This window comes from Rhizobacter sp. Root1238 (genome assembly GCF_001425825.1).
GTDB lineage: Bacteria > Pseudomonadota > Gammaproteobacteria > Burkholderiales > Burkholderiaceae_C > Rhizobacter.
On record NZ_LMDM01000026.1, the window covers coordinates 24,300 to 46,590 of the forward strand.

Consider the following 22,291-nt stretch of genomic DNA (forward strand, 5'->3'; position numbering starts at 1 on the left):
GCGGCACCGGCCAGCATGCCGACTCATGCGCCCGGCAGGCCTGCGAGCACCTGCGCCAGCAGCGAATCGGCACCGAACTCGGACCGGTTGGCCTCGGCCAGCAGCGCGATCGCGGCCAGCCGGCAGGCCTCGCGGTCGTGGGCCGGGCCGTTGTCGACCGGGTCGCTCATCAGGCCGTCGGTGATGCGGTCGACCAGCGCCTCGAAGCGGCGCACCGCTTCGTCCCGCAGTTCGTCGAACGAGCTGTCGTCGAAGGAGAAATCGGTATCGGGGGCCCCGGTGCCCGGAGCGGCGGTGGGGGGCGTGGCGGCGTGCAGGGTCATGTCATGGGTCCTGTGATCGGGTTCGTGGGAAGCGAAGCGCGGCTCAGGCGGCGTCGGCGCGCACCGCGCTGTTCAGCGCCAGCATGAACTTGGCAAGCGTCGGGCCGTCGTCGACGATCGAGAGATCGGCGCTGTCCTTGTACTTGCCGAGCAGTTCGTCGTGGGTTGGCTGGGCGTGCAGCTTGTAGTTGCGCATGTCCTGCTGCAGCGCCTTCAGGTCGACGCCGCGTTCGCGCAGCGACTGGACCCCTTCCGCGGGCGTGGACGTCGACAGCGAGACGGGCTCGGGCTTGGCCGCGATGCCCAGCGGCGCGGACGGCTGGGCCGCCGCCGGTTGCTGCGGGGTCGGCTTCTCCGTGGTCGGCTTCTGAGTCGGGGGCTTCTGCGCGCTCGGCTTCTCCGCGCTCGGCTTCGGCCCGCCGGACAACCCGGCCAGGCCGGACTGGAAGCGCTGCATCATGTCGTGGATCGCCTGCAGGCCGGTGCGCGCCTCGCCGAGCATCTGGGTCACCAGCGGCGGGGCGAAGTTCTGGTACAGCGCGTTGCTTTCGATGTCGTGCAGGGCCTGCAGGAATTCGCCGGCCACCCGCGAGGCCCGGTCGGAGCCTTTCAGCGCCGCGGCCATCGGCTTGTGCAGCGCCGACTGCGCGGCATCGCGGATCTGGCCGAACTGCCCGAGCGGAAGCTGACCGAGGTTCGCCATGTGCCCCATCGGTCCCGCGGGCCCCATGCCCCCCATCTGCGCCGCCTGTCCCAGCCGGCCCATCTTCCCCAGCATCGACGCGTTCTGCAGGCGCGGGCGCAGCCCGGCGATGCCGGATTGCAGCGTCGCGGCGCTCGGCAGCTTCGACGGCAGGCGCTCGGCCAGTCCGCTCAATCCGCTCATCTGCTTCGCGGCGAGGCGCGCGGCGCCGGTCGCTTTTTCCGCCAGGCCGGGCGCGGCCGTCGCCAGCTTGCCGGCCTGCTGGCCGATGCGGGTGAACGCCTGGAGGCCGTTCTTCACCAACAGCGGATTGATCGGAGGCATGCGGGTTCCTTGGAGCTGTGACGTCGTTGGCCGCCACGGTAGGCCGCCCGTGCGCCGCCGGCTGCGGCATGGCGCGAAGCGGCGCATGCGGGGGCGAAGTTGTGCCCCGCCGCCCGTGCAATGTGCCGGCGGGGCGCTACGATGGCCGCATTGCTTGCATTGCGCCGACCGACACGTGAAGCCCTCGATTCCCGACAAGACCATGCAAGACAACGACCCAGCCGCCGGCGCTGCCGCCACGGCGGTGACGCGCATCCTGGTGATCGAGGACGACGAAGCCTTCCGTGCCAGCGTCAAGCGCGCGCTGGAGCTGGCCGGCTACCAGGTCAGCCTGTTCGAGGACGCCGAATCGGCGATGGAGCAGATGGCCGCCGTGGCGCCCGCCGCGGTGCTGACCGACCTGCGGCTGCCGAAGGCCGACGGCCTGTTCGTGCTGCAGCGCACCCGGGAGAAAGACGCCGACCTGCCGGTCGTGCTGATGACCGGCCATGGCGACATCCCGACCGCGATCCAGGCGATCCGCTCCGGCGCCTACGATTTCCTCGAGAAGCCGTTCAGCCGCGAGCGGCTGCTGGCGGTGATGCAGCGCGCCGCCGACCAGTACCGGCTGGTGCAGGAGAACCGCCACCTGAAGACGCGGCTGGCCGAGTCGTCCGGCATCGACCAGATCGTGCGCGGCGACGCGGCCCCGGTGCGCGAGCTGCGCGACCTGATCCTGCGCCTCGCGCCGACCCCGGTCGACGTGCTGATCCACGGCGAGACCGGCACCGGCAAGGAACTGGTCGCGCGCTGCCTGCACGATTTCGGCCGGCGCAGCGGCAATTTCGTCGCGCTGAACTGCGCGGCCATTCCCGAGAGCCTGTTCGAGAGCGAGCTGTTCGGCCACGAGGCCGGCGCCTTCACTGGCGCAGGCAAGCAGCGCATCGGCAAGATCGAGCATGCGAAGGACGGCACGCTGTTCCTCGACGAGATCGAGGCGATGCCGCTGGCGCTGCAGGCCAAGGTGCTGCGCGTGATCCAGGAGCGCGAGATCGAGCGCCTGGGCAACAACAAGCCGATCCACGTGAATTTCCGCGTCGTCGCGGCCACCAAGGTGAGCCTCGAAGACCTGGCCAAGAAGGGCGAGTTCCGGCCCGACCTGTTCTACCGGCTCAACGTGGCGTCGCTGAAGATCCCGGCGCTGCGCGACCGGCTGGGCGACATCCTCGGGCTGTTCCAGATCTTCCTGCAGCAGGCGAGCCTGCGCTTCCAGATGCCGGTGCCGTCGCTGACGCCGGACCAGCACCAGGCGCTGCTCGCATCGCGATGGCCGGGCAATGTGCGCGAGCTGAAGGCCTGCGCCGAGCGGATGGTCCTCGGCCTGCCGATCTTCGTCGACGGCGAGCCCACGGCCTCGGCGCCGCGCTCGTTCGACGAATCGGTCGCGATGATCGAGCGCAGCCTGCTCGAAGAAGCGCTGCGCCGCCACGGCGGCTCGGTGAAGGCCGCCTGCGCCGAGCTGTCGCTGACGCCGGCGACGATGTACCGCAAGCTGAAGGCGCTGGCGGTCGACCCGTCGGCGTACAAGGATCCGGGCACCGATCCGGCCGGCTGAGGCGAATCCCGATACTCCTTTGCGCCGCGCGCTGCGCAGAGGCCGAACATCGTGGTCATGAAGGACGCGCAGCTCGCGTCCGATAAGCGGAATTCAGCGCACGAACCGCGGGTGCGATCCGTTCGCCGCAGAGGCCGACAGGCATCCGGCGGCACGCCGGCACGAAGGCCTGCCCGCAGGCATCGTTAGTCCAGGCGAAACGGTCCTGTCACGCGACGTTCGATGAACGTCGCAGTCGTGAGAGAGACCTCGCCCCTCCCTTCTCAAACTTGATTCGCCCCGCCGGCGCGTCCGCCTTCGGACGCGCATCGGGCGGGCACCCGCACGCCCGTTCGTTTCCACGCGGGCCACGATGAATCAAGCACTTGCAGGGCGATTTGAAACCGCTTGCAAGCGGCGGGTCCGTCGCACAGCCATACATCGCTTCGTGGCACATGGCTTGCGAAACGAGACCGTCAGACATCATTCAACACATAGGGGAGTCTCGTGAACAAAGCAGCCTTGTTGATCGAAGACAAAGACACGCAACTGGTCGTGCGGACCGCACTGGAGTGCGCCGGTTTCCACTGCGAGGTCTATGCGTCCACCGGTACGCTCTTGCGCGGCATCAAGCGCGACGACCATGGCCTGATCGTCGTCGACGTCGACGACCCCGCCACCGATTGCGCCGCGCTGGTCGACTGGCGCCGCAACTGGCTGAACCCCGAAGTGACTTTGGTCGCCCTCGGTCGCACCGACCCGCTGACGGCCGCCCGCGTGCTGAACGCCGGCGTCGACGACTTCGTCGCGAAGCCGGTGCGCGGCGCCGAGCTGCTGGCGCGCATCGGCGCCGCCGCGCGCCGCCGCCAACCCGCCCCGGCCGAGGCCGGCCTGAGCGTCGCCGGCTGCAGCATCGACCGCAGCGCCTGCGCGATCGTCTCGCGCTCGCAGCGCGTCGGCCTGACCGCCCGCGAACTGGCGCTCGCCCAGCTGCTGTTCGAGAACGCCGGCCAGCTGGTGACCCGGGCCCGCCTGGCGCAGGACGTCTGGGGCGCCGACGCCGGCATCACCGGCCGCTCGATCGAGCAGCACATCTATCAGTTGCGCCGCAAGCTCAAGCGCTGTGCCGGCGAAGCGCTCGCGTTGCGCGGCGTCTACGGCAGCGGCTACCGCATCGACGCGGCCGTCGCGCCGCGCTCCGCCAGCGGCCCCTCTTCTGCGCCGGCAGCCGCCTCCGGGCTGGCGGGGCAAGCCACGCTCCACGCCTAGATCACCACCGTCCACCACACCGCCCACACCACCATGCGCTCCCACACCCACTCCACCTTCGACGGCCTGCGTCCCGACCGCGTCCCGCTGCCCTGGGGCGACGTGCGAGGGGCTTCGTTGTCCGCGCTGCTGTCGCTGATCACTACCGTGTCGTACGGCGCGGTGGCGGCCGGTTCGATCTCGTCGATGGGGCCGGGCGTGGTGTCGGCGATGGTGCTGTCGGGGCTGATCGCCGCGTCGCTCGGCGCGCTGGTCGCGAGCGCACTCGGCTCGGTGCCGACGCAGATCTTCTCGCCGCGGGCCTCGGTCGCGGTCGTGATCGCGGCGGCGGCGGCATCGTTCGCGGCCGGCGACGGCACCAGGCTGCCGCAGGTGCTCGCGCTGCTGTCGCTGTGCCTGTTCATCGCCATGCTGTTCCAGCTCGCCTTCGCGGCGCTGCGGCTCGGCGGCCTGATCCGGCTGATCCCGACCTCGGTGACGGCCGGCCTGGTGATCGCGCTGGCGCTGCGCCTGGTGTGGTCCGAGCTGCCCGACCTGGTGGCCGCGCCGGACCGCCTGCGGCCGTGGGCGCCGCTGTGCACCGCCATCGGCACCTTCGGCGTGTTCGCGCTGCTGCGCGCCCGCTACGGCGCCGGCGGCGCGATGCTCGCCGGGCTGGCGGCCGGCCTGTTGATCGCGCTGGTGGTCGACCTCGGCGCGCCGGGCGCGTTGCCGCACCTGCCGGCCATCGACCTGGCTGGCGGCCCGCTGCTGCCGGTGTCGCGCCTCGTCGGGCAGTTCGTCGACGGCTGGCCGCCCGGCCGCTGGCTCGACGTGCTGGCCTTCGCCGTGGTGATCGCGCTGGTCAACTCGGTCGAGACGCTGACCTCGGCGATGCAGATCGAAGACCTCGGCACGCAGCGCTTCGATGCCAACCGCGCGCTGCTGGCCGGCGCGCTGGGCTCGCTGGTGTCGCTGCTGGCCGGCGGACTGCCGGTGGCCGGTGGCACCTCGACCTCGTCGGTGCACATCAAGGCCGGTGCCAGCTCGCGCAGTTCGGCGCTCGCGTCGGCGATGCTGGTGGGCCTGGGCACGCTGCTGTTCGCCTCGCTGATCGTCAAGGTGCCGCTGGCGGTGGTCGCCGCGCTGATGTTGTGCGTGGCAGGCGAGATCGCCGTGCCGCCGGTGCGCGAGCTGCTGGCGCAATGGCAGGCCGGCCGGCACGGCATGCGCGGCGAGATCGCGGTGGTCGCGCTGGTGTGCGTGCTGCTGCTGTCGGCCGACATCCTGGTCGCGGTGGGCGCCGGCGTGGTCGCCGCCTCGGTGCTGGCCTTCGTGCAGATGCGCGACAGCCTGGTACGCCGCGAATACAACGCCACCGATGCGATGGCGCCGACGATCGTCGGCGTGCCGATGGGCAGGACGAGCTCGCGCGACGTGCCGGTGATCGAGATCGGCCAGCCGTTGTTCTTCGCGACCGTCGAGGCCGCGGTGCATGCAGTCGAACGGGTGAACATCAGTTCGCGCCAGGTGGTGCTCGACCTGACGCGCAGCGGCGGACTGGACCTGACCGCGGCGAAGGCGCTGTCGCGCTGCGCCGCGGTGATGCAGCGCGACGAGCGCCAGCTGCTGGTGGTCGGTGGCGAGCGCATCTCCGAGATGGAATCGCCGTTGCGGCCCTGCCTGGTGTTCGGCCACATCGGCGATGCGGTGAACTACTGCACCGATGCGCAGAGCCTGCGCGAGCTCGAAGCCGAGCGGGCGCGGCGCGATGCGCAGACCCTGCCGCTGGCGGTGATCGACCATGCGACCCGCTTGCTGGCGGAGCACATCGGGCCGATCGCCGACGTGCTGGTGCGCCGCGCTGCAGCCGCCGTCACCAGCCGCGACCAGTTCTGCAACGTGCTGGCCGGCCAGCTCGACGAAAGCCGTGTGCGCGAGGCCTTCCTCTCCGGCATGAAGCGCGTCGACATCGTCCGGAGCGCACCGTGAGCGCCGCCGCCATGCAAGCCGGCGCGCGCGAACGCGACGCCTTCGTCTCGATGCTGGCGCGGCTCGACGCGCAACTCGACCGCGACCTGGCCTCGACCGATGCCGAGGACGAGCAGACCGACTTCGTGCCCACCCTGCAGATGCTGAAGCCCGACGAGATCGCCGCGCTGACGACGGCCGCGCCGCGCCGCGAGACGACCGCGGCCCGGGCCGCGGCGGCCAGGCCGGCGCGTTCGTACGCCCGGCTGCTGCCGTGGCTGGTGGGCGGCGGGCTGGCGGCCGGTGCGGCGTCGTTCGCGATGTCGTTCAGCGGCTCGCGGCCGGTGGCGCCGCGGATGCCGGAGGTCGCGACCCTCGTGCCGGTGGCGCCGGTCGTGTCGGCCGCGGCAGTCGCACCGCCGGCCCCGGCCGTGCAGGTCTCGGCGGCTGAACCGGTGCCGGTGTCCGCTGCGGTGTCCGTTTCCACGCCTGTTCCCACGCCCGCTGCCATCCCGACCGCCACCGTCGCGCTACTGCAGCCCGCCCCATCCACCGATTCCTGTCCCCCTGCTCGCCGGGCCCTCGGCCTGTGCGAGCTCCCGGCGCCTTGAGCGCCGTCCACCGTTCAACGGAGAAATCCATGCGTCAACTTCTTCTGACTGCTGCCCTGTGCCTGGCCTCGCTGGGTGCCCATGCCGCCGGCGACCGCATCGTCACCGGGTCCGACCGCGGCACCTACATCGAGATCGGCCGCGACCTGTCGCGCCTGATCGGCAAACCCGCCGGCCTGCCGCTGGAGGTGCTGCCCTCCAGGGGTTCGGCCGAGAACGTGCGCCGCCTTCGCTCCGAGCCGGGCGTGCGGCTCGCGCTGGTGCAGTCCGACGTGTACCGCGCCTACCTCGACCAGGCGAATGCCGGCGATGCCGAGGCCGCCCGGCTGATCAAGCCGCTGCGCGTCGTGATGCCGCTGTACGACGAGGAGATCTACTTCGTCGCGCGCGCCGATTCGCCGCTGCGCTCGATCCATGAGCTGCGCGACAAGCGCATCAACGTCGGCCCGGTCGGCAGCGGCACCGCACTGACCGCGACCACGCTGTACCGCGCGATGTTCGGCAGCCCGATGCTGGAGCAGAACACCAGCTTCCTGTCGAACGAGGAGGCGCTGGTGAAGCTCGCGACCGACAAGTCGATCGACGTGGTCGTGATCGTCGCCGGCCAGCCGGCGAAGCTGTTCGCCGACATGAAGTCGGAGGCGAGGCAGTACATCAAGCTGCTGACGCTGGACCGCGCGGCACCCGAGACGCAGGCGCTGGACGGCACCTACGTGCCGGCGACGATCCGCGCCACCAGCTACCCGAACTGGCTGACGCAGGACGCGACCTCGCTGTCGGTCAAGTCGATGCTGGTGACCTACGACTACCAGTCGCCGGGCGTGCGCGACTCGCTGACGCGCTTTGCGAGGTCGATGTGCAGCAACTTCGAGAAGCTGAAGACCGAAGGCCATGCAAAGTGGCAGGAGGTGAGCCTCGCGCCGCCGCAGCTGCCGAAGGGCTGGTCGTACTACGCGCCGACGCAGAAGGTGCTGTCGCACTGCGACACCCAGGCCGAGCCGGCGCACAACGTCGCGTCCGAAGGCAAGGCCTCGGTGGCATCGAGCTGTTCGCAGAGCCGCGAAGTGCTGGGCCTGTGCCGCGTGGCATCGCGCTGAACGGACATGCCGCCGCCGCAGATCCCGCTCGGCAACGCTCCGCGGCTGCAGCGGTCGAACTCGATCGGGCCCGGCGTCACGCCGGGGTCGGTGCCGGGCAACCGGCCGGCGATCACGCCGCGGCCGTCGACGCCATCGCAGCGCGACGCGGCGGTCGGCGGCCCGTTGCGGCGCGAGGGCGGTGCGGCGCCGCTGGCCAGTGCGGCACAACGGCCCCGTTCGGCGAGCCTGCCGCCGCCGGTGCGGCGCGACGGCGCATCGCCCGGCGAAGGCGGATCGCAGGCGCTGGTGCTGCACAGCCAGGCCGGTGGAGCGGGCGGGCCGCCGAAGCTGCCGCCGCGGCCGCCGGCAACGGCGTCGCCGTTCGGGCGACCGGGCCCGAACTCGAGCATGGCCTTGACCCGCCCGACACTCGGCGGCTTGAAGCCGATCGGGCAGGGCGGCAGCCAGGCGCAGGCCACGTCCGCGGCGTCCGGCGCCGGCGCCGGCGATCCCGAACTGTCGAAGCTGATCGACCAGCTCGAGGGGGCGACCCACGAGCTGCGCGAGCTGCAACAACAGGGCGCCGACAAGAGCGATCCGAAAAAGCTGATGGACGCGCTGGAGAAGATGCTCGACACCTTCAGCCAGATCAACGACAAGCTGAACGCGCGCATGGAGGCGGCCGGGCAGTCGTTCGCGCAGGCAGCGGAAGCGCAGCCGCAGCAGCAGGGCTGACGCGCCGATCGAGAGGTTCATCTGAACCGGTTGACCCGCAGGGAGCCGAATTTCTAGACTGCGCCGCATCCTGAACGAACGGACCAGGGAGGTCTTTCATGATGCATGTGCGCGCCGGGCTGTGGACGGTGATCGGTTGTTCATTCTCGTGCGCTTCTCTGCTGTGCACCTTCCCCCGTGCCGCGCTGGCGCAGACACCGCCACCGGTATCACCTTCGCCGGCCACGCGCTACGAGTACGACGCGATGGGGCACGTCACGAAGATCCTTCGCGGCGCGAGCGGCGACAGCACGTCGATCGCGTACGACAGCGTCCACCGGATCCAGTCGATCACCGATGCGAAGCAGGGCGCGATCCGCTTCGAGTACTGGGGCATGACGCCGTACATCAACAAGGTGATCGACCCGCGCGGCCTGGAGACCTCGTACGAGCGCACCGGCGTGGGCCACCTGCTGAAGATCGTGAGCCCCGACACCGGCACGACGGTGTTCACCTACGTGCCCGGAACCATGCTGGTGAAGACCGCGCTCGACAGCCGCGGGGTGCTGACAAGCTACACCTACGACGCCAGCGAGCGCCTGACGCGGACCGAGTTCAGCGCGAGCGGCCGCAGCGATCCGGCGCTGATCTGGACCTACAGCGAACGAGGCCCCGAGTTTCCGCACGGCATCGGCAGGCTCACGAGCATGCGGCATGGATCCGGAGGAGACCGGTACGGCTACGACGACCAGGGGGATGTCTCGGTCCACACGCAATGGCTCGATCCTGCGGTGGGCGCGAACAGCAGCACCGTGCGGCTCGAGGTCGGGTATGCGCGCCCGCTTGGCAACCTCGAGGGCATCACGTATCCCTCCGGGCGCCGGTTGGTCATCTCGCGCGATGCGGGTCAGGCGACGTCGATGGCACTCGCCAAGGACGGCGCCAGCCTGCCTGTGCCGCTCGTCAGCGACATCCAGTGGGCACCATTCGGCATGGGCATCAACGGGTGGAAGTGGCACACCAGCGCCGGTCTGGTGCCGCACCAGCGCATGTTCGACCTGAGCGGTCGCATGGTGCGCTACCCGATCGGCCGGGTGCTGCGCGATGTGCGCTACGACGCGCAGGACCGCATCGCCGCGTTCACGCACCAGCAGGTCGGTGGCGGCGCGCAGCCGGCGCTCGACCAGCAGTTCGGCTACGACGAACTTGACCGGCTCACCAACGTGTCGACAGCGACGACCAGCTGGTCGATCGCCTATGACCCCAACAGCAACCGCGCAAACGTGAGCCTGGATGGTGTGCCCAGCCGCTACGACACCGAGCCGGCGAGCAATCGGCTGCGCGGCGTGACGAACCCGGCGCGCAGCCTGGCGCACGACGGCGCCGGCAACACGACGAGCGACAGCGCCGGCTACACGGCGACCTACGACCTGGCCGGGCAACTGGCGACGCTGACGAGGGGTGGCGTCACGACGACCTACACCTACAACGCGCTGGGCCAGCGCATCCGCAAGGTGAACAGCACCGGGCCGCAGAGCACGGTGGTCTACGTGCACGACCAAGAGGGGCAGTTGCTGGGCGAGTACGACCACCAGGGCCGGGCGATCCGCGAATACGTGTGGCTGCAGAATGTCCCGATCGTGGTCCTCATGCCGAACCCGGCGGATGCGAACGGGTCGCCGCTGGTGTTCCACATCCACGCCGATCACCTGAATGCGCCGCGGGCGGTGGTGGACACCGACGGCGTGATCCGCTGGCATTGGCTGGCCGAGCCGTTCGGCACGACGGCGCCGATCGTCAACCCGGAAGGGCGCGGGCCGTTCGCGTTCAGCCTGCGCTTCCCGGGGCAGGTGGCAGATGCGGAGAGTGGGCTGTTCTACAACTGGAATCGGTACTACAACCCGGTGGACGGGAGGTACACGCAGAGCGATCCCATTGGGCTGGCGGATGGTCCCCTTCGCAACAATTGGTCGACTTCGGCGGGGGCTTTGGTGACGTCGTGACCTTCGGCATGACCAGACAGGCCAGAACCTTCCTGGACATCGAAGGTGTCAATCGATGCTCGAGGTGGTACACAGCCGGAGAGGTTGCGGGGATCGTCGCAGCGATGTCCTCTGGTTATGTTGCAGGCACGAGATCTTTCGCGCGCCACGCCAGCCCGAACAACTGGAGCAACTTCTCGCATTCAGGAACACCAGCAAGCTGGAAGCGCGGGAGTTGGTGGAGCAGGACTGGCAACAGAGCCAACGGCGACTACATTCCGACAACGGGCGCGAGACCGGATCTTCACGACCTCATGGACGCAACTGCTGCAGGCATCGGTGGGACGTACAAGACATGGCCTGCATGGCGAAGGCTGCCAAATCGCATGCCTTACACGCCAGGCGCGGCGCTGTATGGAGGCGCTTCTGCCGCCTTGAACGCGTGTGAATGCGGAAACTGACGATGGACATCAGCTCACTGACAAAAGTTGTACGTTCGGCCAGCCGGAAGGCCTTCTTTCGACATCGAGCGCTGTTCAGCCCATATGCGGCTGTCTCGCCTGACGAACTCCGCGCCGTGGAAAGAAGAATCGGGATGCCCATGCCCGACGATCTCCGTGAGTGGCTCCTCGCGCTGGGTTACGGAGACCTCAATGAAGAAATTAGCTTCCGCAAAGAATGGTTCGCCGCCATAGAGAGCGGTCAATTGAAAGGTAGCGCTCGTTTCGCGCAGGATCTCCTGGGGAACTTCTATGCTTTCGATGCTTCGGGTCGCATCTATTTCTTGTCGCGATCCGAACCCGCTTTTTCAATCATTTCAGAGAGCTTCTCCGGATTTGTCGAAGAGCTTGTCCGTCGCGACTACAAGCTGGTTGATTGGGTGGCCTCGCTGGCAACGCGGCCATATGAGTGGCAGTCTCAATGACCTCCAATCCGGAAATGCATGCGACGAAGGCATTCCTCGCCGATCGCTGGCAAAAAGGCAGTTGACTTCGCGCTACACCCGGTGGTCGTAAACGAACCGCCGCACCTTCGTCGCCGTCAGCGCAACAGCATCCGCATGCGCCGGGTTGATCAGCACGTTGTCTTCTTCGTCGATGATCACCGATGGCACGACCAGCAGCGCAGAGGCTGCGCTGCCCAGCCATGCCGAACCGAGCGCGCGCGAGACCATTCCTTCGGGGATCGCATCCCAGCCGACGCTCACTGGCCGTTGCAGCACCCGCCGCGCGGCCCACACCGCATCGGGCACGTCGATGCGCACCAGGAAGCGATTCCAAGGCAGCTTGCCGGCGATCTGGCCGATGTGCGCCCGTGTCTCCCAGGCTGCCAGCGACACCGAGGTTGCCGCGAACGTCAGCGCCTCGCCGGGATGATTCCAGCGCGATCCGCGGCTCGCCGCCCCTTTGCCCGTCAGGTCGTCGGCGCTCCACTGCGGCGTGTCGGTGGCGATGCGCCACAGCGCCACCGTCATGCGGGCAAACCCCCGCGCATGCGTTCGAGCACCTGCTCGACGGCACGCAGGCCTTCGGGGTTGCGCAGCAGTTCGGCGGGTGTCCGCCGGCCCAGCTCAGGCAGCGGCTCGTGCATCCAGTCGGCGAGCCAGGCGTCCAGGTCGACAGCCTTCAGCAGTTCCGGATCGCCGCTCTCCTCGAGCAGGCGGCGCAGCGTCGCCGCCACGCGCAGCAGGCCCATCACGCGGTGCCCGGCAACGTCCGGCAGCAACTCGCCGGCCTCGTCCTTGCGGCGGAAGGTGGTGGGCGACACGCCGATGATGTCCATCACGGTCGACGCCGACTGGCCGGTCGCTCCCGCGATCACGTCGACCAGCCAGGTGGGCACGCCGGCTTCCACGGCGTCGAACAGCACGATGCCGGTCGAGCTCATCACGCGCTCGACCAAGTCACCGAAGGCTTTGCGGGATGCCTTGGCACCGGCCGCTTGCGCGCCCCCTTGCACGGACCAGAAGTCGCCGGGCCGTCGAGAACTCAGCGCCGGCCGGGCGCGCACAGCGGCAGCACACATGATTCATCCAAATGGTTGATCGGAATGCGCCATATGGTAGTTCATTCTCCTGGCGCGTTCCAACCCCCGGTGGATCAGAAGAAATCCGCCGCCTTCGGCTTCTCGCCGCCCGCCCCGTTCAGCCCGGCCTTCACGCCGCCGGTGATCATGCTGCCGGCGCTGGTGTTGGTCACCACGTTGAGCCCGGTGCCGGCGATGTCCAGCCCGGCGTCGCGCAGGGCCTTCTTCACATCGCCGCCCTGGATGGCCGTCGCCGCGACATTCGTGCCTTCCGACCAGGCGCGCGATCCGACCGCGACCGCCTTGGCCGCCAGGTTGAACGGCGGCGGCAGCACCCTGCCGAGCTTCTCGGCCACCTTGGAGATCACGTTGGCGATCTTCGACACCACGCTCAGGCAACCCTGCAGGAACTTCTTGAAGCCGCCGCCCTTGGCCTTCTTCTGGTCCGGCTGGTCCATCTCGCCGGCCACCATGTCGCCGACCGCCTTCTTGTCTTCGGCACTCTTCGGCTTGTGCGTCGCATTCGCCGGCGTCGTCGCGACCTCCTTGTTCTCCAGGTGCTTGTTGAAGGCCTTGATGTCGTCGCGGCTGATGGTGCCGTCGTCCGACTGCTGCCACAGCTTCTTGGCGCCATGGATGTCGCGGCCCTGCTTCGCGTTGTCGAGCTTGCCGAACAGCACCGGGTCCTCGAGGAACTTCTTCGCCGCTTCCTTGTCTTCCGGCGCGGCCTTCGGGTCGTCGGCGATCTTCTGCAGCTTGTCGCGGTTGAACTTGTTGCCGAACGCGCCGTTCGGGTCGGCATCGATGCGGTCCAGCGCCTTCTTCTGGTCGGCGTCGAGCTGGCCCTTGGCCGCGATCTTGTCCTCCATGCTCGCGTGCGAGACCTTGTCCTTGCCGTTGTTCAGGTCCTTCCACTCCTGCGGATGGTCGGTGAAGTACTTGGCCGCGGCGATCAGCTGCGGCGGGCACTTGCCGGTGTGCGAGCTGCCGTCGACGATCTTGTGCAGTTCGTCCAGCGACATGTTCTTCGGCAGGTAGTCGGCGTACTTGTAGAGCTCGTTCTCGGCATCGTTCTTCGTGATCGGCCGCCCCTCGGTGGTCTTGCCGTTGTCGCCCGACGGGATGTAGTTGTCGGCGTAGCCCTTCGCCTTCTCTTCGTTGTAGGCCTTCAGCTCCGGGTCGTCCGCCAGCTTCTGGATGTCCTTCGAGCTGATCTTGTGGTCGAGCTTGCCGTTCTTGGCGCCGTCCAGCTTGTCCCGCAGATTGTCCGGACCGGTGTCCGACAGCACGGTGTTCAGCGCCTTGCGCAGGTCCGGCGGCGTCTTGTCGTCCTTGGCCATCTTCTCCATGTCGGAGATCTTGGTGCCGTGCTTGCTGAACGCGCCTTCATGGCGCTCCAGCGTCGACAGCGCATCCATGCGAGCGGCCTTCTGCTCGGCCGACACCGGCCGCGGCGCCGGCGGCACCTGCTGCTGTTGCCGCTGCGTCGCCTTCTGCATCGCCGGTGCCTGCTGCGCACCGCATTGCTGCACCGCGCCCATCATGCCCTTCAGCAGCTGTGCGCCGCCGCCTTCGCCATCGTCGTCGTCGCCACCGGGCAGCGACAGCGGAGGCAACTGTCCCATCGTCGATTGCGCGAGCGACTGCATCGGGTCGCCGCCTTGCGGCGCGCCGCCGAGCTTGCCCTGCGGCGGCACCGCGACGCCGATGCGGCCGTGCAGCCAGGCCTTGTTGTCGACCATCATGTTCATGGGTGTCCTCCGTCGGGAATGGGGTGGGGCATCAACGCGCCTGCAGGCTGCCCTGCAGCTGCTGCAGCAGGCCGGTCGGCAGCAGCAGGTGGCGCACCTGGCTGACCAGCACGCCGATCAGCAGCGCGAGCATCAGCATCGTCACCGCGCCCTTGACAGGCTGGCTGAGGTTGGTGGGTTCGAGCTTGTCGGCGGCCCGCGTGATCAGCCCGAAGCCCAGGTCGATCAGCACCAGCACCAGCATCATCGGCGCGGCGAACTTGATCGTGCTCGTCATCAGCGAATCGGTCTGCTGCACGATGAACAGGTCGGGCACCTTCGCCAGGTCGGGCATCGGCGCGAACAGCGGCCACACATGGAACGAATCGAAGATCGCGCCGATGAACACCAGCATGCCGCCGAGGGCGAAGAACACCGCGATCACCAGCTGCACCAGCAGGTTCGACACCGGCGTGCTCTGCTGCCCGCTCATCGGGTTGGTCAGCTGCACGCTGTTGTAGCCGGCCTGCGTGTCGATCATCGCGCCGACGCATTCGGCGACCCAGAACACCGTCGACGCGGCAAAGCCCATCAGCAGGCCGATCATCGATTCCTTCAGTGCGAAGCCGGCCCACTGGCCGGCCGTCAGGTTGCTCGCGACATCGGGCGGCAGGCCGAACGCGACGAAGCCGCCGATGATCACGACCAGGCCGGCGCGCACGTAGCCCTGCACGAACTGGTCGCCCATCGGCGGCAGCACGTTGAAGGCGGCGAACAGGCGCAGGCTCGCGAGCGCGGTCGCGAGGAACAGGTCCTCCAGCGGGTGCAGCGTGCGCGCGGCCACCTCGTACAGGCCTTGCATGTCATCCATGGGCGGCTTCCTGGCGCTGGGCGCGCTGGCGGGCGACGAAGCGCGCGGCGCCGGTCTCCTCGGTCTCTTCCTCGGCCAGCTCCTCGATCGCGGCCTCGCGCTCGCGCAGGATGGTCGCGATGCGCTGCTCGAATCCCTCGATGCGCTGGTCGTTGCGGCGCACCGCGGCCTGCGCGGTCTTCACGACGGCGGCCTGGCGCTCGACGTGCTTGTGGCTGTCGGCCAGGACCTTCTCGGCCTGCGCGGTCGCGCCTTTCAGGTCCTCGATGCGATAGTCCGCCGCACGCACCGCGTACGGCGTGAAGGACGTGCGCAGAAGCGCATCGCGTTCGTCGCGCGCGGTGGCTTCGTCGGCACGGCAGGCGGCGAGTTCGCCTTCAGCGGCCCGGCGCGCTTCTTCCAGCTCGGCAAGCTGCTTGCGGGCCGCCTGCACCTCGGCTTCGAGTCGCTCGCCCTGGCGCTTGCGGACCTTCACCAAGGTCCGAAGGGCCTTGACGGGGGCCGCACTCACCTCACCACCTCCGCCAGGTGCCCGAGGATGTCCTCGTACGGCATCAGGTCGCTGGTCTTCTGGTTCAGGAATGCGCGGATCTCGCCGACGCGCTCGATCGCCAGGTCGGCCACCGGGTCGTTGCCGGCCTGGTACTCGCCGACCTGCAGCAGCATCTCGACCTCGTCGTACTTGGCCATCAGGTTGCGCAGGTGGCCGGCCGCCTCGGCATGCTCCGGCGGCACGATCTGCGTCATCACCCGCGACAGGCTGCCCAGCACGTCGATCGCCGGGTACTGGTTCTTCGCCGCGATCTTGCGCGACAGGATCATGTGGCCGTCCAGGATGCCGCGCACTTCCTCGGCGATCGGGTCGCCGCCGCTCTCGTCCTCGGCCAGCACGGTGTACAGCGCGGTGATCGAGCCGACCGCGCCCATGCCGGTGCGCTCCAGCAGCCGCGGCAGTTCGGCGAACACCGACGGCGGGAAGCCGCGGCGGGCCGGCGGCTCGCCGGCGGCCAGTCCGATCTCGCGCTGGGCGCGTGCGAAGCGCGTCAGCGAATCCATCATCAGCAGCACGCGCTGGCCCTGGTCGCGGTAGTACTCGGCGACCGCGGTGGCCACGTAGGCCGCCTTCGCGCGCTCGATGCTCGACCGGTCGGAGGTGGCGCACACCACGACCGACTTGGCCATGCCTTCGGGGCCGAGGATGAACTCGATGAACTCGCGCACTTCGCGGCCGCGTTCGCCGATCAGCGCGATCACGCTGACGTCGCACTGCGCGCCGCGCGCCAGCATGCCCATCAGCGTGCTCTTGCCGACACCGGCCGGCGCGAAGATGCCCATGCGCTGGCCTTCGCCGAGCGTCATCAGCCCGTCGATGATCTTGACGCCGGTGGGCAGCGGGTGCTCGATCATCGCGCGGCTCATCGGGTCCGGCGGATCGGCGAACACTGGTCGCTCCTCGTCGCCCAGCAGCGGGCCGAGCCCGTCGATCGGGTCGCCCAGGCCGCTGATCACGCGGCCGAGCAGCTGCGGGCCGACGCGCACCGACAGCGGCCGGCCGGTGCCGACCACCTGCGTGCCTTCGGAGACGCCGCCCATCGAGCCGAACGGCGACAACAGCGCGCCGTGCTTGCCGAAGCCGACCACCTCGGCGCGCTGCAGCAGGCGGCCGCGCGGGTCGCGCAGCTCGCACAGCTCGCCGACCTTGGCGTCCAGTCCGCTGGCCCGGATCAGCGTGCCGACCACCTCGGTCACGCGGCCGGTGCGGGCCAGCACGTCTTCATGCGTCAGCTCCTGTTCGAGCGTGCTGACGAAGCGCTGAAAGCTGGTGTCCATGGTCAGGCGGCTTCCAGGTGGTCTTCGGTGGCGGTGTCGTCGATCGCTTCGTCGACGCCTTCGTCGGCGACCTCGTCGCCCGAGTCGCGTTCGTCAGCGTCGCCGGCCTGCGCCATCTCGCGGGCCGCGCGTTCGACCGCCCGGCGGATCGCCGCCAGCTGCGTGTCGAGCCCGGCATCGATGACGCCGCTGTCCGATTCGAAGCGGCAGGCGCCTTCGGGCATCAGCGCATCGGCGACGACCTCGATCGTCGTGCCCTGCGGCAGTTGCGCGCTCAGCTCGGCCACCGCGCGCTGCGCGTTGTCGCGGTCGGCTTCGGGCACGCGCAGCGTCAGCAGCGGCGAGTCCTTCACCAGCTTCGCGATGGTGCGCAGCGAGCGGCGGTACAGCGCCGAGCGGTCTTCCTGCTCGATCACCCGCTCCACCGCCATCGAGACGATGCCCGACAGCCGCTCGCTCTGGCGCACCAGCGTACGCCGGCGCGATTCGGCGGCCTGCAGCTGCTGCGAGGCCCAGTGCGCCGCGGCGTCCTGCGTGCCCTGGTCGAAGCCCTGCTGCCAGGCGCCGTCGTACTGCGCCTGGGCCTGGGCCATCAGCGCATCGGCCTGCGCCTGCGCCTCGGCGAGCAGGGCATCGGCCTGGGCTTGCGCCTCGGCCAGCACGCGCTCGCGCTCGGCGTCGATCGTCGCGGCGACTTCGGCCGACGACACCAGGCGCGCATGGTCCTGCGCGCGCAGCACGCCGTCGTCTAGGCCGACAGTGCACGGTCCATGGGTGAGCCAAACAGCCATGCATGCTCCGGAAAGTAGTGGGGAAGTCGAGCCATCATTGAATCGCCGGTGGGCGAGCCCGATGGGGCGGCGGAAGAAGACGTGGATGGAAACGCGAAGGACGGGTCGCTCTGCGTGCTGCCCGGCGTGCTGCCCGGCGCGAGTGCCAGCCGCACCCAGGCCAGCGCGTGCCGGCACTGCCATTCGCGACGCTCGCTCAGGCGGGCGTAGCCGGCGGCGGCCAGCCGGTCGGGGTCGAGGTCGGCCGCCGACAGCGCGCCCGCGCCGTCGTTGCCGGTGGTGCGCGGTGCGGCCAGCAGCTCGTTGTAGGCGGGCTCGCCGATGCGCTCGATGACGGCCTGGCGCGCGCCGCGGCCGATGCAGCGGCGCACGCGCTCGCGCTCGGCATGCAGCGCCACGGCGGCCAGCACGCGCAGCACCTGGTCGCGCGGCAGCAGCGCGATGCGGTGCGCCCGGTGCTGGAAGCCGGCCAGCGAAGCCCAGCGCAGCCCATACACGGAACCCAGCGCCGCCGCCAGCGCGGCCTCGCCGCGCGCGCCGGCGGCGGGCGGCGGCGTGTCGAAGCCGATGCGTTGCCAGGCGGCCTGCACCCAGGCCGGGTGCAGCTGCGCGGCGATGTCGGCAGACTTGGCGCGCGCGGTCGCCAGCAGGTGGCGCAGCAGCGGCACGGGCTCGGCAGACGCGGGCAGCGCGTCCATCAGGCGGCTCCGGCGGCGGCGTTCGCCGGCTTCAGCAGGCCGCGGCGGCGGGCGAAGAGGAAGCCGCCGCCCAGCAAGCCGGCCGCGCCGAACAGCAGCGACAGGCCCAGCACCGGCGACATGCCGCTGCGCTGCGCGATCGCGGCGGTGGCCGCTTCGGGCAGCGCGGCCGCGGCCACCAGCGTCACGTTGACGTTCTCGTACGACAGGCCTTCGACGCTGCGCACGACCAGGTTCTTGACCGTCGGCACCAGCGTGGCCACGTTCGATTCGGCGCGGTGCTTGATGAACACCGACGCGCTCGACGGCTTCACATGCTCGGCCAGCGGGTCGTTGTTGGGCAGCACCACGTGCACGCGGGCCGAGACCACGCCGTCGATGCTCGACAGCGTCTTCTCGAGTTCCTGCGACACGCCGTAGATGAAGCGCACGCGCTCTTCGGTCGGCGTCGAGATCAGGCCGTCCTTCTTGAACATGTCGCCCAGGTTGGCGCGGCGCTCGGCCGGCAGGCCGTTGGCGCGCAGCACCGCGAGCGCGCGGCCCATGTGGTCGGTCTCGACCGCGACGTTCCAGGTCTTGCCGTCGGGGCTGGACTTGGCGGCGTCGAGGTTGGCGACCAGCAGCACGCCCAGCATGTCGTTGGCGTCGGCCTCGGTCAGCTTGGTGTAGACGTCCTGCTTGCAGCCGGCGAGCGCGAGTGCGCAGGCGGCGAGCGCGAGGGCGCGCATCAGGAAGGCCGGCGGGCGCGCCGTCCGGATCTGCGGGATGGCGAGGGTCGGCAGGGGGGACGGCACGAGGATCGGCACGATGGGCTCCTTCAGGACCGTGAGGTCACTGGTTCTTCAACAGGGTTTGCAGGCTCTTGTTCGAGCCCTGCGTGATCGAGGTGGCGATCTGCAGCTTCAGGTTCGTCACCGCGACGTTGCGGCTGACGGCCATCGATGCGGCGACCACCTCGGAGGCGCCCATGCCGGGCGCCGCGGCGAGGAAGTTCTCGACCTGGCCTTCGACGCGCTGCAGGTCGCCCTGCTGGCGCTCGATCACGTGCTGGATCACGTTGCCGGGGTGGCTGACCGACGCGGCGGCGTGGTCGGTGTTGCGCTGCATCAGCGATTCGAAGCGCTGCTGCATCTCGGGGGTGACCGGGGCCTGGGCCGGCGGCACGATCGCGCCCGAGGCGCCTTGCGTGGCGTGGGTGGCGAGCGCCTTGAGCGCCTGCTCGGCCGGGCCGATGGGGGAGATGGCGTCCATCATGATGAGGCTCCGTTCAGCAGACCATGGCCATGGGGGGCAGCATCGACAGATGCGCGGACGTGTCCTGGGACAGCACGCGGATCTTCTTGTTCGAACTCGCTTCCACCGCCTGGATGATTCCGCGTGCGGCGGCGTCGTGCGGCAGCGCGAGCGCCTCCTCGGCATAGGCCTCCCACAGTCCGTCCTGCTGCACGTACAGGCAGAAGGACAGCATGGCCTTGATGACGGCGTTGGACGGGTGGGCCCGTTCGGTGCGCTCCAGCACGGAGCGGGCGCCGTTGAGGTCGCCGGCATGGATCAGGATCCGCGCCTCGGCCGCCGCCAGCTGCGGCAGGTTCGGGTGCACGGCGGACATCAGCTTCAGGACCGCTGCCACGTCGGCGCGCGGCGCGATGTCGGTCGCCAGCGTGTACACCGCTGCGAACAGATCGGTTTGCCACTTCGGCAGCTTGGGAGCGGACATGGTCATATCCTTCAGGCGAATTCAGGGAAAAGGTGGCGCCGCCGACCCGGCGCCCCGGGAGTACTGCTGGGGAAAAGGGGGCGGACGGCCGGTCCGCCATGAACGCACTTATTGCGCAGCCGACTTGAACGACTCGCCAGCCTTCTTCATGACGCTGTTCAGGCCGTCGTTCACCGAGGCCATCATGTTCATGGCAGCCATCGCGGAGCTGGCCTGCATGTTCATCTTCGTCATCGCGGCGGCATCCTGCACGCCGTTTGTCAGCGCCTGCGCGGTGTCGTTGACGTCCTTCTGGCCGTTGGCGTCCAGCGTTTCGCCGGTCGAGTTGCGGGCGTCGTTGGAGGCGCCTTCAACGCCAGCCGTCGACACCTTGTTGCCGACAGCGCCCTTGAACATGTCGACGCCGCCCTTGACCTTGCCGATGACACCGGTGTTCGACATGAAATTCGGGATGCCCATGATGTTTTCCTTCAGTTGGTTGAGTGAGAGAGATCAATGAATTGCGACCACTTGCCGGACGCCTTGGCGGCGTCCGCTATCGAGAGCGGGTCACGTTGCTCTTGCGAATTCGTCTTCAATCGACCTGGACCGATGTGCCGCGGCGGCCGCGTCGATCGCCTGCTGCAGCCCGCCACCGGGCCACATGCGCGACAGCGCGCTGAAGATCGCCGCGGCTTCCGTGCCGCATCCATGCACGCTGCCGAGCCAGATCACGGCCACCAGCTTGCGGACGACTTCGATGTCCAGCGGCTGCGCGGCGTTCGTTTCGTGGGCGTGGCTCATGCGTGTCCCGGCTTCGTCGATGGGTTGATCAGGCGGCCAGTTCGCGGCCATGGGTCTTCTGCCAGGCCACCAGCACGATGCGGCGGGCCGCGGCGAAGGCGTCGCTGACGAGGCCGGCGAAGTTCTTCTCCTCGAAGTCCGTGGCGCGCAGCTGCATCTGCTGGCTGAGCGTCTCGGCCTGGGCGAAGTACCTGGCCAGGCGGCGGGTCTTCTCGCCGGTGGTGTCGTCGTTCACGGTGGCCTGCAGCTTGTCGAAGTCGGCCAGCAGTTCGGCGGGCGGGGGGGCGAGATCGGTGCTCATCAACGTGCTCCTTGAAAGGCGGTCCGGCCGTTGGTCAGGACCGCATCGGGGGCGACGGTGAGCACCAGGTGCTTCACGCCGTCGCGGGTTTCCATCACCGACACGCCGTCGGTCGACAGGGATGACAGGACGGCCGGGCTCGGCGGCTGCGGCGTCGCAGGCTCCTCGAGCACCGCGTCGATGCGCTTGACGACCGGCGACAGGTCGGCGGTGACGCGATCGATCGCGGCCTGCGTCGCGGCCACGTCGTTGGCCTTCACCGCGTAGCTGAAGACGCCGGCGCCGCGGTAGGCGATCTGCGCGCCGGGCAGGCCGATCGCATTGCGGATCGTCTCGGCGACGTCGCTCGCCACCGACACGCGCTGCTGCAGCGGGAAGCCGGCGGGTGCGGACTTCAGCGCGGCGTTCACCGCACGCAGCTGCTCGGCGTTGTCGAGCAGGCCGTCGATGCTCAGCGAGCCCTGGGCAATGCGCACCGACAGCCGGCCGGCGGCCACCCCGTCGATCGCACGTTGCAGCGTGGCACGGCTCATCTCCAGCGTCGGCGCGGGAGCCTCGTTGGCCCTGGAGCTGGCCGAGACCAGCCAGCCGGTGGAGACGAGCGCGACGATCACTGCGAGCGCTCCGGGGACGGCACGGGCAGGGTGGGCCACCAGCCGTTGACGGACGGCAGCCAGGCTGCCCGACGGCGCGACGGCGCGGGTTGCGGCCAGCAGCGCGGCATCGTCGGGCCAGTCGGAATCGCTGGGGCCGGTGCAGACGCGGACACCGCCGAAGTCGACCGGGACGAAGTCATCGAAGCGAAGCAGCTGCGGGCTGCCGTTCGTCCACTGTGCCAGCGCGACACCGTCGGCGCCGAGGCGCAGCGTGAGGGCCTGAAACTGCCAGTCTGCAATGGAAATGTCGCATTCATCTGCTTGTCCGATCGAATGGGTTCCTGGACTCAAATCCAGATAGGCACCGGCATGCGTGCCGCTCAGGATGCGAAGGCGTTTGTGCGCCGGCGAAGTGCTCATG

Annotated in this window: 25 protein-coding genes; 8 read left to right on the top strand and 17 right to left on the bottom strand. The window is 69.4% G+C overall.

From position 1 onward, the window contains the following. Positions 1-23: 23 nt before the first annotated feature. Positions 24-323: a hypothetical protein gene (locus ASC98_RS19890; RefSeq protein ID WP_056810206.1), complete on the bottom strand. Its 300-nt coding sequence runs from the start codon at positions 321-323 to the stop codon at positions 24-26. Between the two features lie 43 nt (positions 324-366). Next, on the bottom strand, positions 367-1,437 hold the full coding sequence (locus ASC98_RS19895; protein WP_157597681.1) for a hypothetical protein: 1,071 nt from the start codon (positions 1,435-1,437) through the stop codon (positions 367-369). A gap of 115 nt (positions 1,438-1,552) precedes the next feature. Here ASC98_RS19895 and ASC98_RS19900 point away from each other — a divergent pair, with 115 nt between their 5' ends. The 8 genes from ASC98_RS19900 (at position 1,553) to ASC98_RS19935 (ending at position 11,453) form a co-directional block, all read left to right on the top strand. Further along, positions 1,553-2,944 (top strand): sigma-54 dependent transcriptional regulator, encoded by a 1,392-nt coding sequence (locus tag ASC98_RS19900; RefSeq protein WP_056810270.1) that lies wholly within the window; start codon positions 1,553-1,555, stop codon positions 2,942-2,944. 504 nt (positions 2,945-3,448) lie between these two features. Continuing rightward, the gene (locus ASC98_RS19905; protein ID WP_162249215.1) at positions 3,449-4,192 is read left to right on the top strand and encodes a response regulator transcription factor; all 744 of its coding nucleotides are present in this window, start codon (positions 3,449-3,451) and stop codon (positions 4,190-4,192) included. Between the two features lie 33 nt (positions 4,193-4,225). After that, the gene (locus tag ASC98_RS19910) at positions 4,226-6,163 is read left to right on the top strand and encodes a SulP family inorganic anion transporter (RefSeq protein WP_056810215.1); all 1,938 of its coding nucleotides are present in this window, start codon (positions 4,226-4,228) and stop codon (positions 6,161-6,163) included. Next, on the top strand, positions 6,160-6,753 hold the full coding sequence (locus tag ASC98_RS19915; protein WP_056810218.1) for a hypothetical protein: 594 nt from the start codon (positions 6,160-6,162) through the stop codon (positions 6,751-6,753). The genes ASC98_RS19910 and ASC98_RS19915 overlap by 4 nt, the downstream gene beginning before the upstream one ends. Before the next feature lie 29 nt (positions 6,754-6,782). Next, positions 6,783-7,850: a TAXI family TRAP transporter solute-binding subunit gene (locus tag ASC98_RS19920; protein WP_056810221.1), complete on the top strand. Its 1,068-nt coding sequence runs from the start codon at positions 6,783-6,785 to the stop codon at positions 7,848-7,850. A 6-nt stretch (positions 7,851-7,856) separates the two neighbouring features. After that, positions 7,857-8,567 carry a hypothetical protein gene (locus ASC98_RS30655; RefSeq protein WP_056810223.1) on the top strand — a complete coding sequence of 237 codons (711 nt, stop codon included), beginning with the start codon at positions 7,857-7,859 and terminating at the stop codon, positions 8,565-8,567. A gap of 98 nt (positions 8,568-8,665) precedes the next feature. Beyond that, positions 8,666-10,549 (top strand): RHS repeat-associated core domain-containing protein, encoded by a 1,884-nt coding sequence (locus ASC98_RS32140; RefSeq protein ID WP_082541603.1) that lies wholly within the window; start codon positions 8,666-8,668, stop codon positions 10,547-10,549. A gap of 442 nt (positions 10,550-10,991) precedes the next feature. Beyond that, complete coding sequence (locus ASC98_RS19935) at positions 10,992-11,453, top strand: SMI1/KNR4 family protein (RefSeq protein ID WP_157597682.1); 462 nt, start codon at positions 10,992-10,994, stop codon at positions 11,451-11,453. 72 nt (positions 11,454-11,525) lie between these two features. Here ASC98_RS19935 and ASC98_RS19940 read toward each other — a convergent pair whose 3' ends face one another. From ASC98_RS19940 to ASC98_RS20000, 15 genes are all read right to left on the bottom strand, one after another. Next, complete coding sequence (locus tag ASC98_RS19940; RefSeq protein ID WP_056810232.1) at positions 11,526-12,002, bottom strand: RES family NAD+ phosphorylase; 477 nt, start codon at positions 12,000-12,002, stop codon at positions 11,526-11,528. Further along, positions 11,999-12,415: an antitoxin Xre/MbcA/ParS toxin-binding domain-containing protein gene (locus ASC98_RS19945; RefSeq protein WP_056810272.1), complete on the bottom strand. Its 417-nt coding sequence runs from the start codon at positions 12,413-12,415 to the stop codon at positions 11,999-12,001. Before ASC98_RS19945 ends, ASC98_RS19940 begins: the two co-directional genes overlap by 4 nt. Positions 12,416-12,627: 212 nt before the next feature. Beyond that, positions 12,628-14,304: an HrpF/NolX family T3SS translocon protein gene (locus ASC98_RS19950; RefSeq protein ID WP_056810233.1), complete on the bottom strand. Its 1,677-nt coding sequence runs from the start codon at positions 14,302-14,304 to the stop codon at positions 12,628-12,630. A 31-nt stretch (positions 14,305-14,335) separates the two neighbouring features. Continuing rightward, positions 14,336-15,154, bottom strand: coding sequence for a type III secretion system export apparatus subunit SctT (sctT, locus tag ASC98_RS19955; protein WP_235581328.1), 819 nt, complete (start codon positions 15,152-15,154; stop codon positions 14,336-14,338). Then, positions 15,147-15,665 carry a hypothetical protein gene (locus ASC98_RS19960; protein ID WP_162249216.1) on the bottom strand — a complete coding sequence of 173 codons (519 nt, stop codon included), beginning with the start codon at positions 15,663-15,665 and terminating at the stop codon, positions 15,147-15,149. Before ASC98_RS19960 ends, sctT begins: the two co-directional genes overlap by 8 nt. Further along, the gene (gene sctN / locus ASC98_RS19965; protein WP_056810237.1) at positions 15,662-16,984 is read right to left on the bottom strand and encodes a type III secretion system ATPase SctN; all 1,323 of its coding nucleotides are present in this window, start codon (positions 16,982-16,984) and stop codon (positions 15,662-15,664) included. Before sctN ends, ASC98_RS19960 begins: the two co-directional genes overlap by 4 nt. 2 nt (positions 16,985-16,986) lie before the next feature. Then, entirely contained in the window at positions 16,987-17,775 is a 789-nt protein-coding gene (sctL, locus tag ASC98_RS29655; RefSeq protein ID WP_082541606.1) for a type III secretion system stator protein SctL, read from the bottom strand. Continuing rightward, entirely contained in the window at positions 17,733-18,473 is a 741-nt protein-coding gene (locus tag ASC98_RS29660; RefSeq protein ID WP_082541607.1) for a type III secretion protein HrpB4, read from the bottom strand. The genes sctL and ASC98_RS29660 overlap by 43 nt, the downstream gene beginning before the upstream one ends. Then, entirely contained in the window at positions 18,473-19,279 is an 807-nt protein-coding gene (gene sctJ / locus ASC98_RS19970; RefSeq protein WP_369820412.1) for a type III secretion system inner membrane ring lipoprotein SctJ, read from the bottom strand. The genes ASC98_RS29660 and sctJ overlap by 1 nt, the downstream gene beginning before the upstream one ends. Positions 19,280-19,304: 25 nt before the next feature. After that, the gene (locus ASC98_RS19975; RefSeq protein WP_162249217.1) at positions 19,305-19,727 is read right to left on the bottom strand and encodes a hypothetical protein; all 423 of its coding nucleotides are present in this window, start codon (positions 19,725-19,727) and stop codon (positions 19,305-19,307) included. A 13-nt stretch (positions 19,728-19,740) separates the two neighbouring features. After that, positions 19,741-20,190, bottom strand: a complete 450-nt coding sequence (locus tag ASC98_RS19980) for an HrpB1 family type III secretion system apparatus protein (RefSeq protein WP_162249218.1) — start codon at positions 20,188-20,190, stop codon at positions 19,741-19,743. 108 nt (positions 20,191-20,298) lie between these two features. Continuing rightward, a complete protein-coding gene (locus tag ASC98_RS19985; RefSeq protein ID WP_056810245.1) occupies positions 20,299-20,649 on the bottom strand; it encodes a hypothetical protein in 351 nt (116 codons plus the stop codon). Positions 20,650-20,739: 90 nt separating this feature from the next. Continuing rightward, on the bottom strand, positions 20,740-21,024 hold the full coding sequence (locus tag ASC98_RS19990) for a hypothetical protein (protein WP_157597684.1): 285 nt from the start codon (positions 21,022-21,024) through the stop codon (positions 20,740-20,742). Next, positions 21,002-21,274, bottom strand: coding sequence for a hypothetical protein (locus ASC98_RS19995; RefSeq protein ID WP_056810251.1), 273 nt, complete (start codon positions 21,272-21,274; stop codon positions 21,002-21,004). Before ASC98_RS19995 ends, ASC98_RS19990 begins: the two co-directional genes overlap by 23 nt. Beyond that, complete coding sequence (locus tag ASC98_RS20000) at positions 21,274-22,290, bottom strand: hypothetical protein (RefSeq protein WP_056810253.1); 1,017 nt, start codon at positions 22,288-22,290, stop codon at positions 21,274-21,276. Before ASC98_RS20000 ends, ASC98_RS19995 begins: the two co-directional genes overlap by 1 nt. Between the last annotated feature and the right edge of the window lies 1 nt (position 22,291).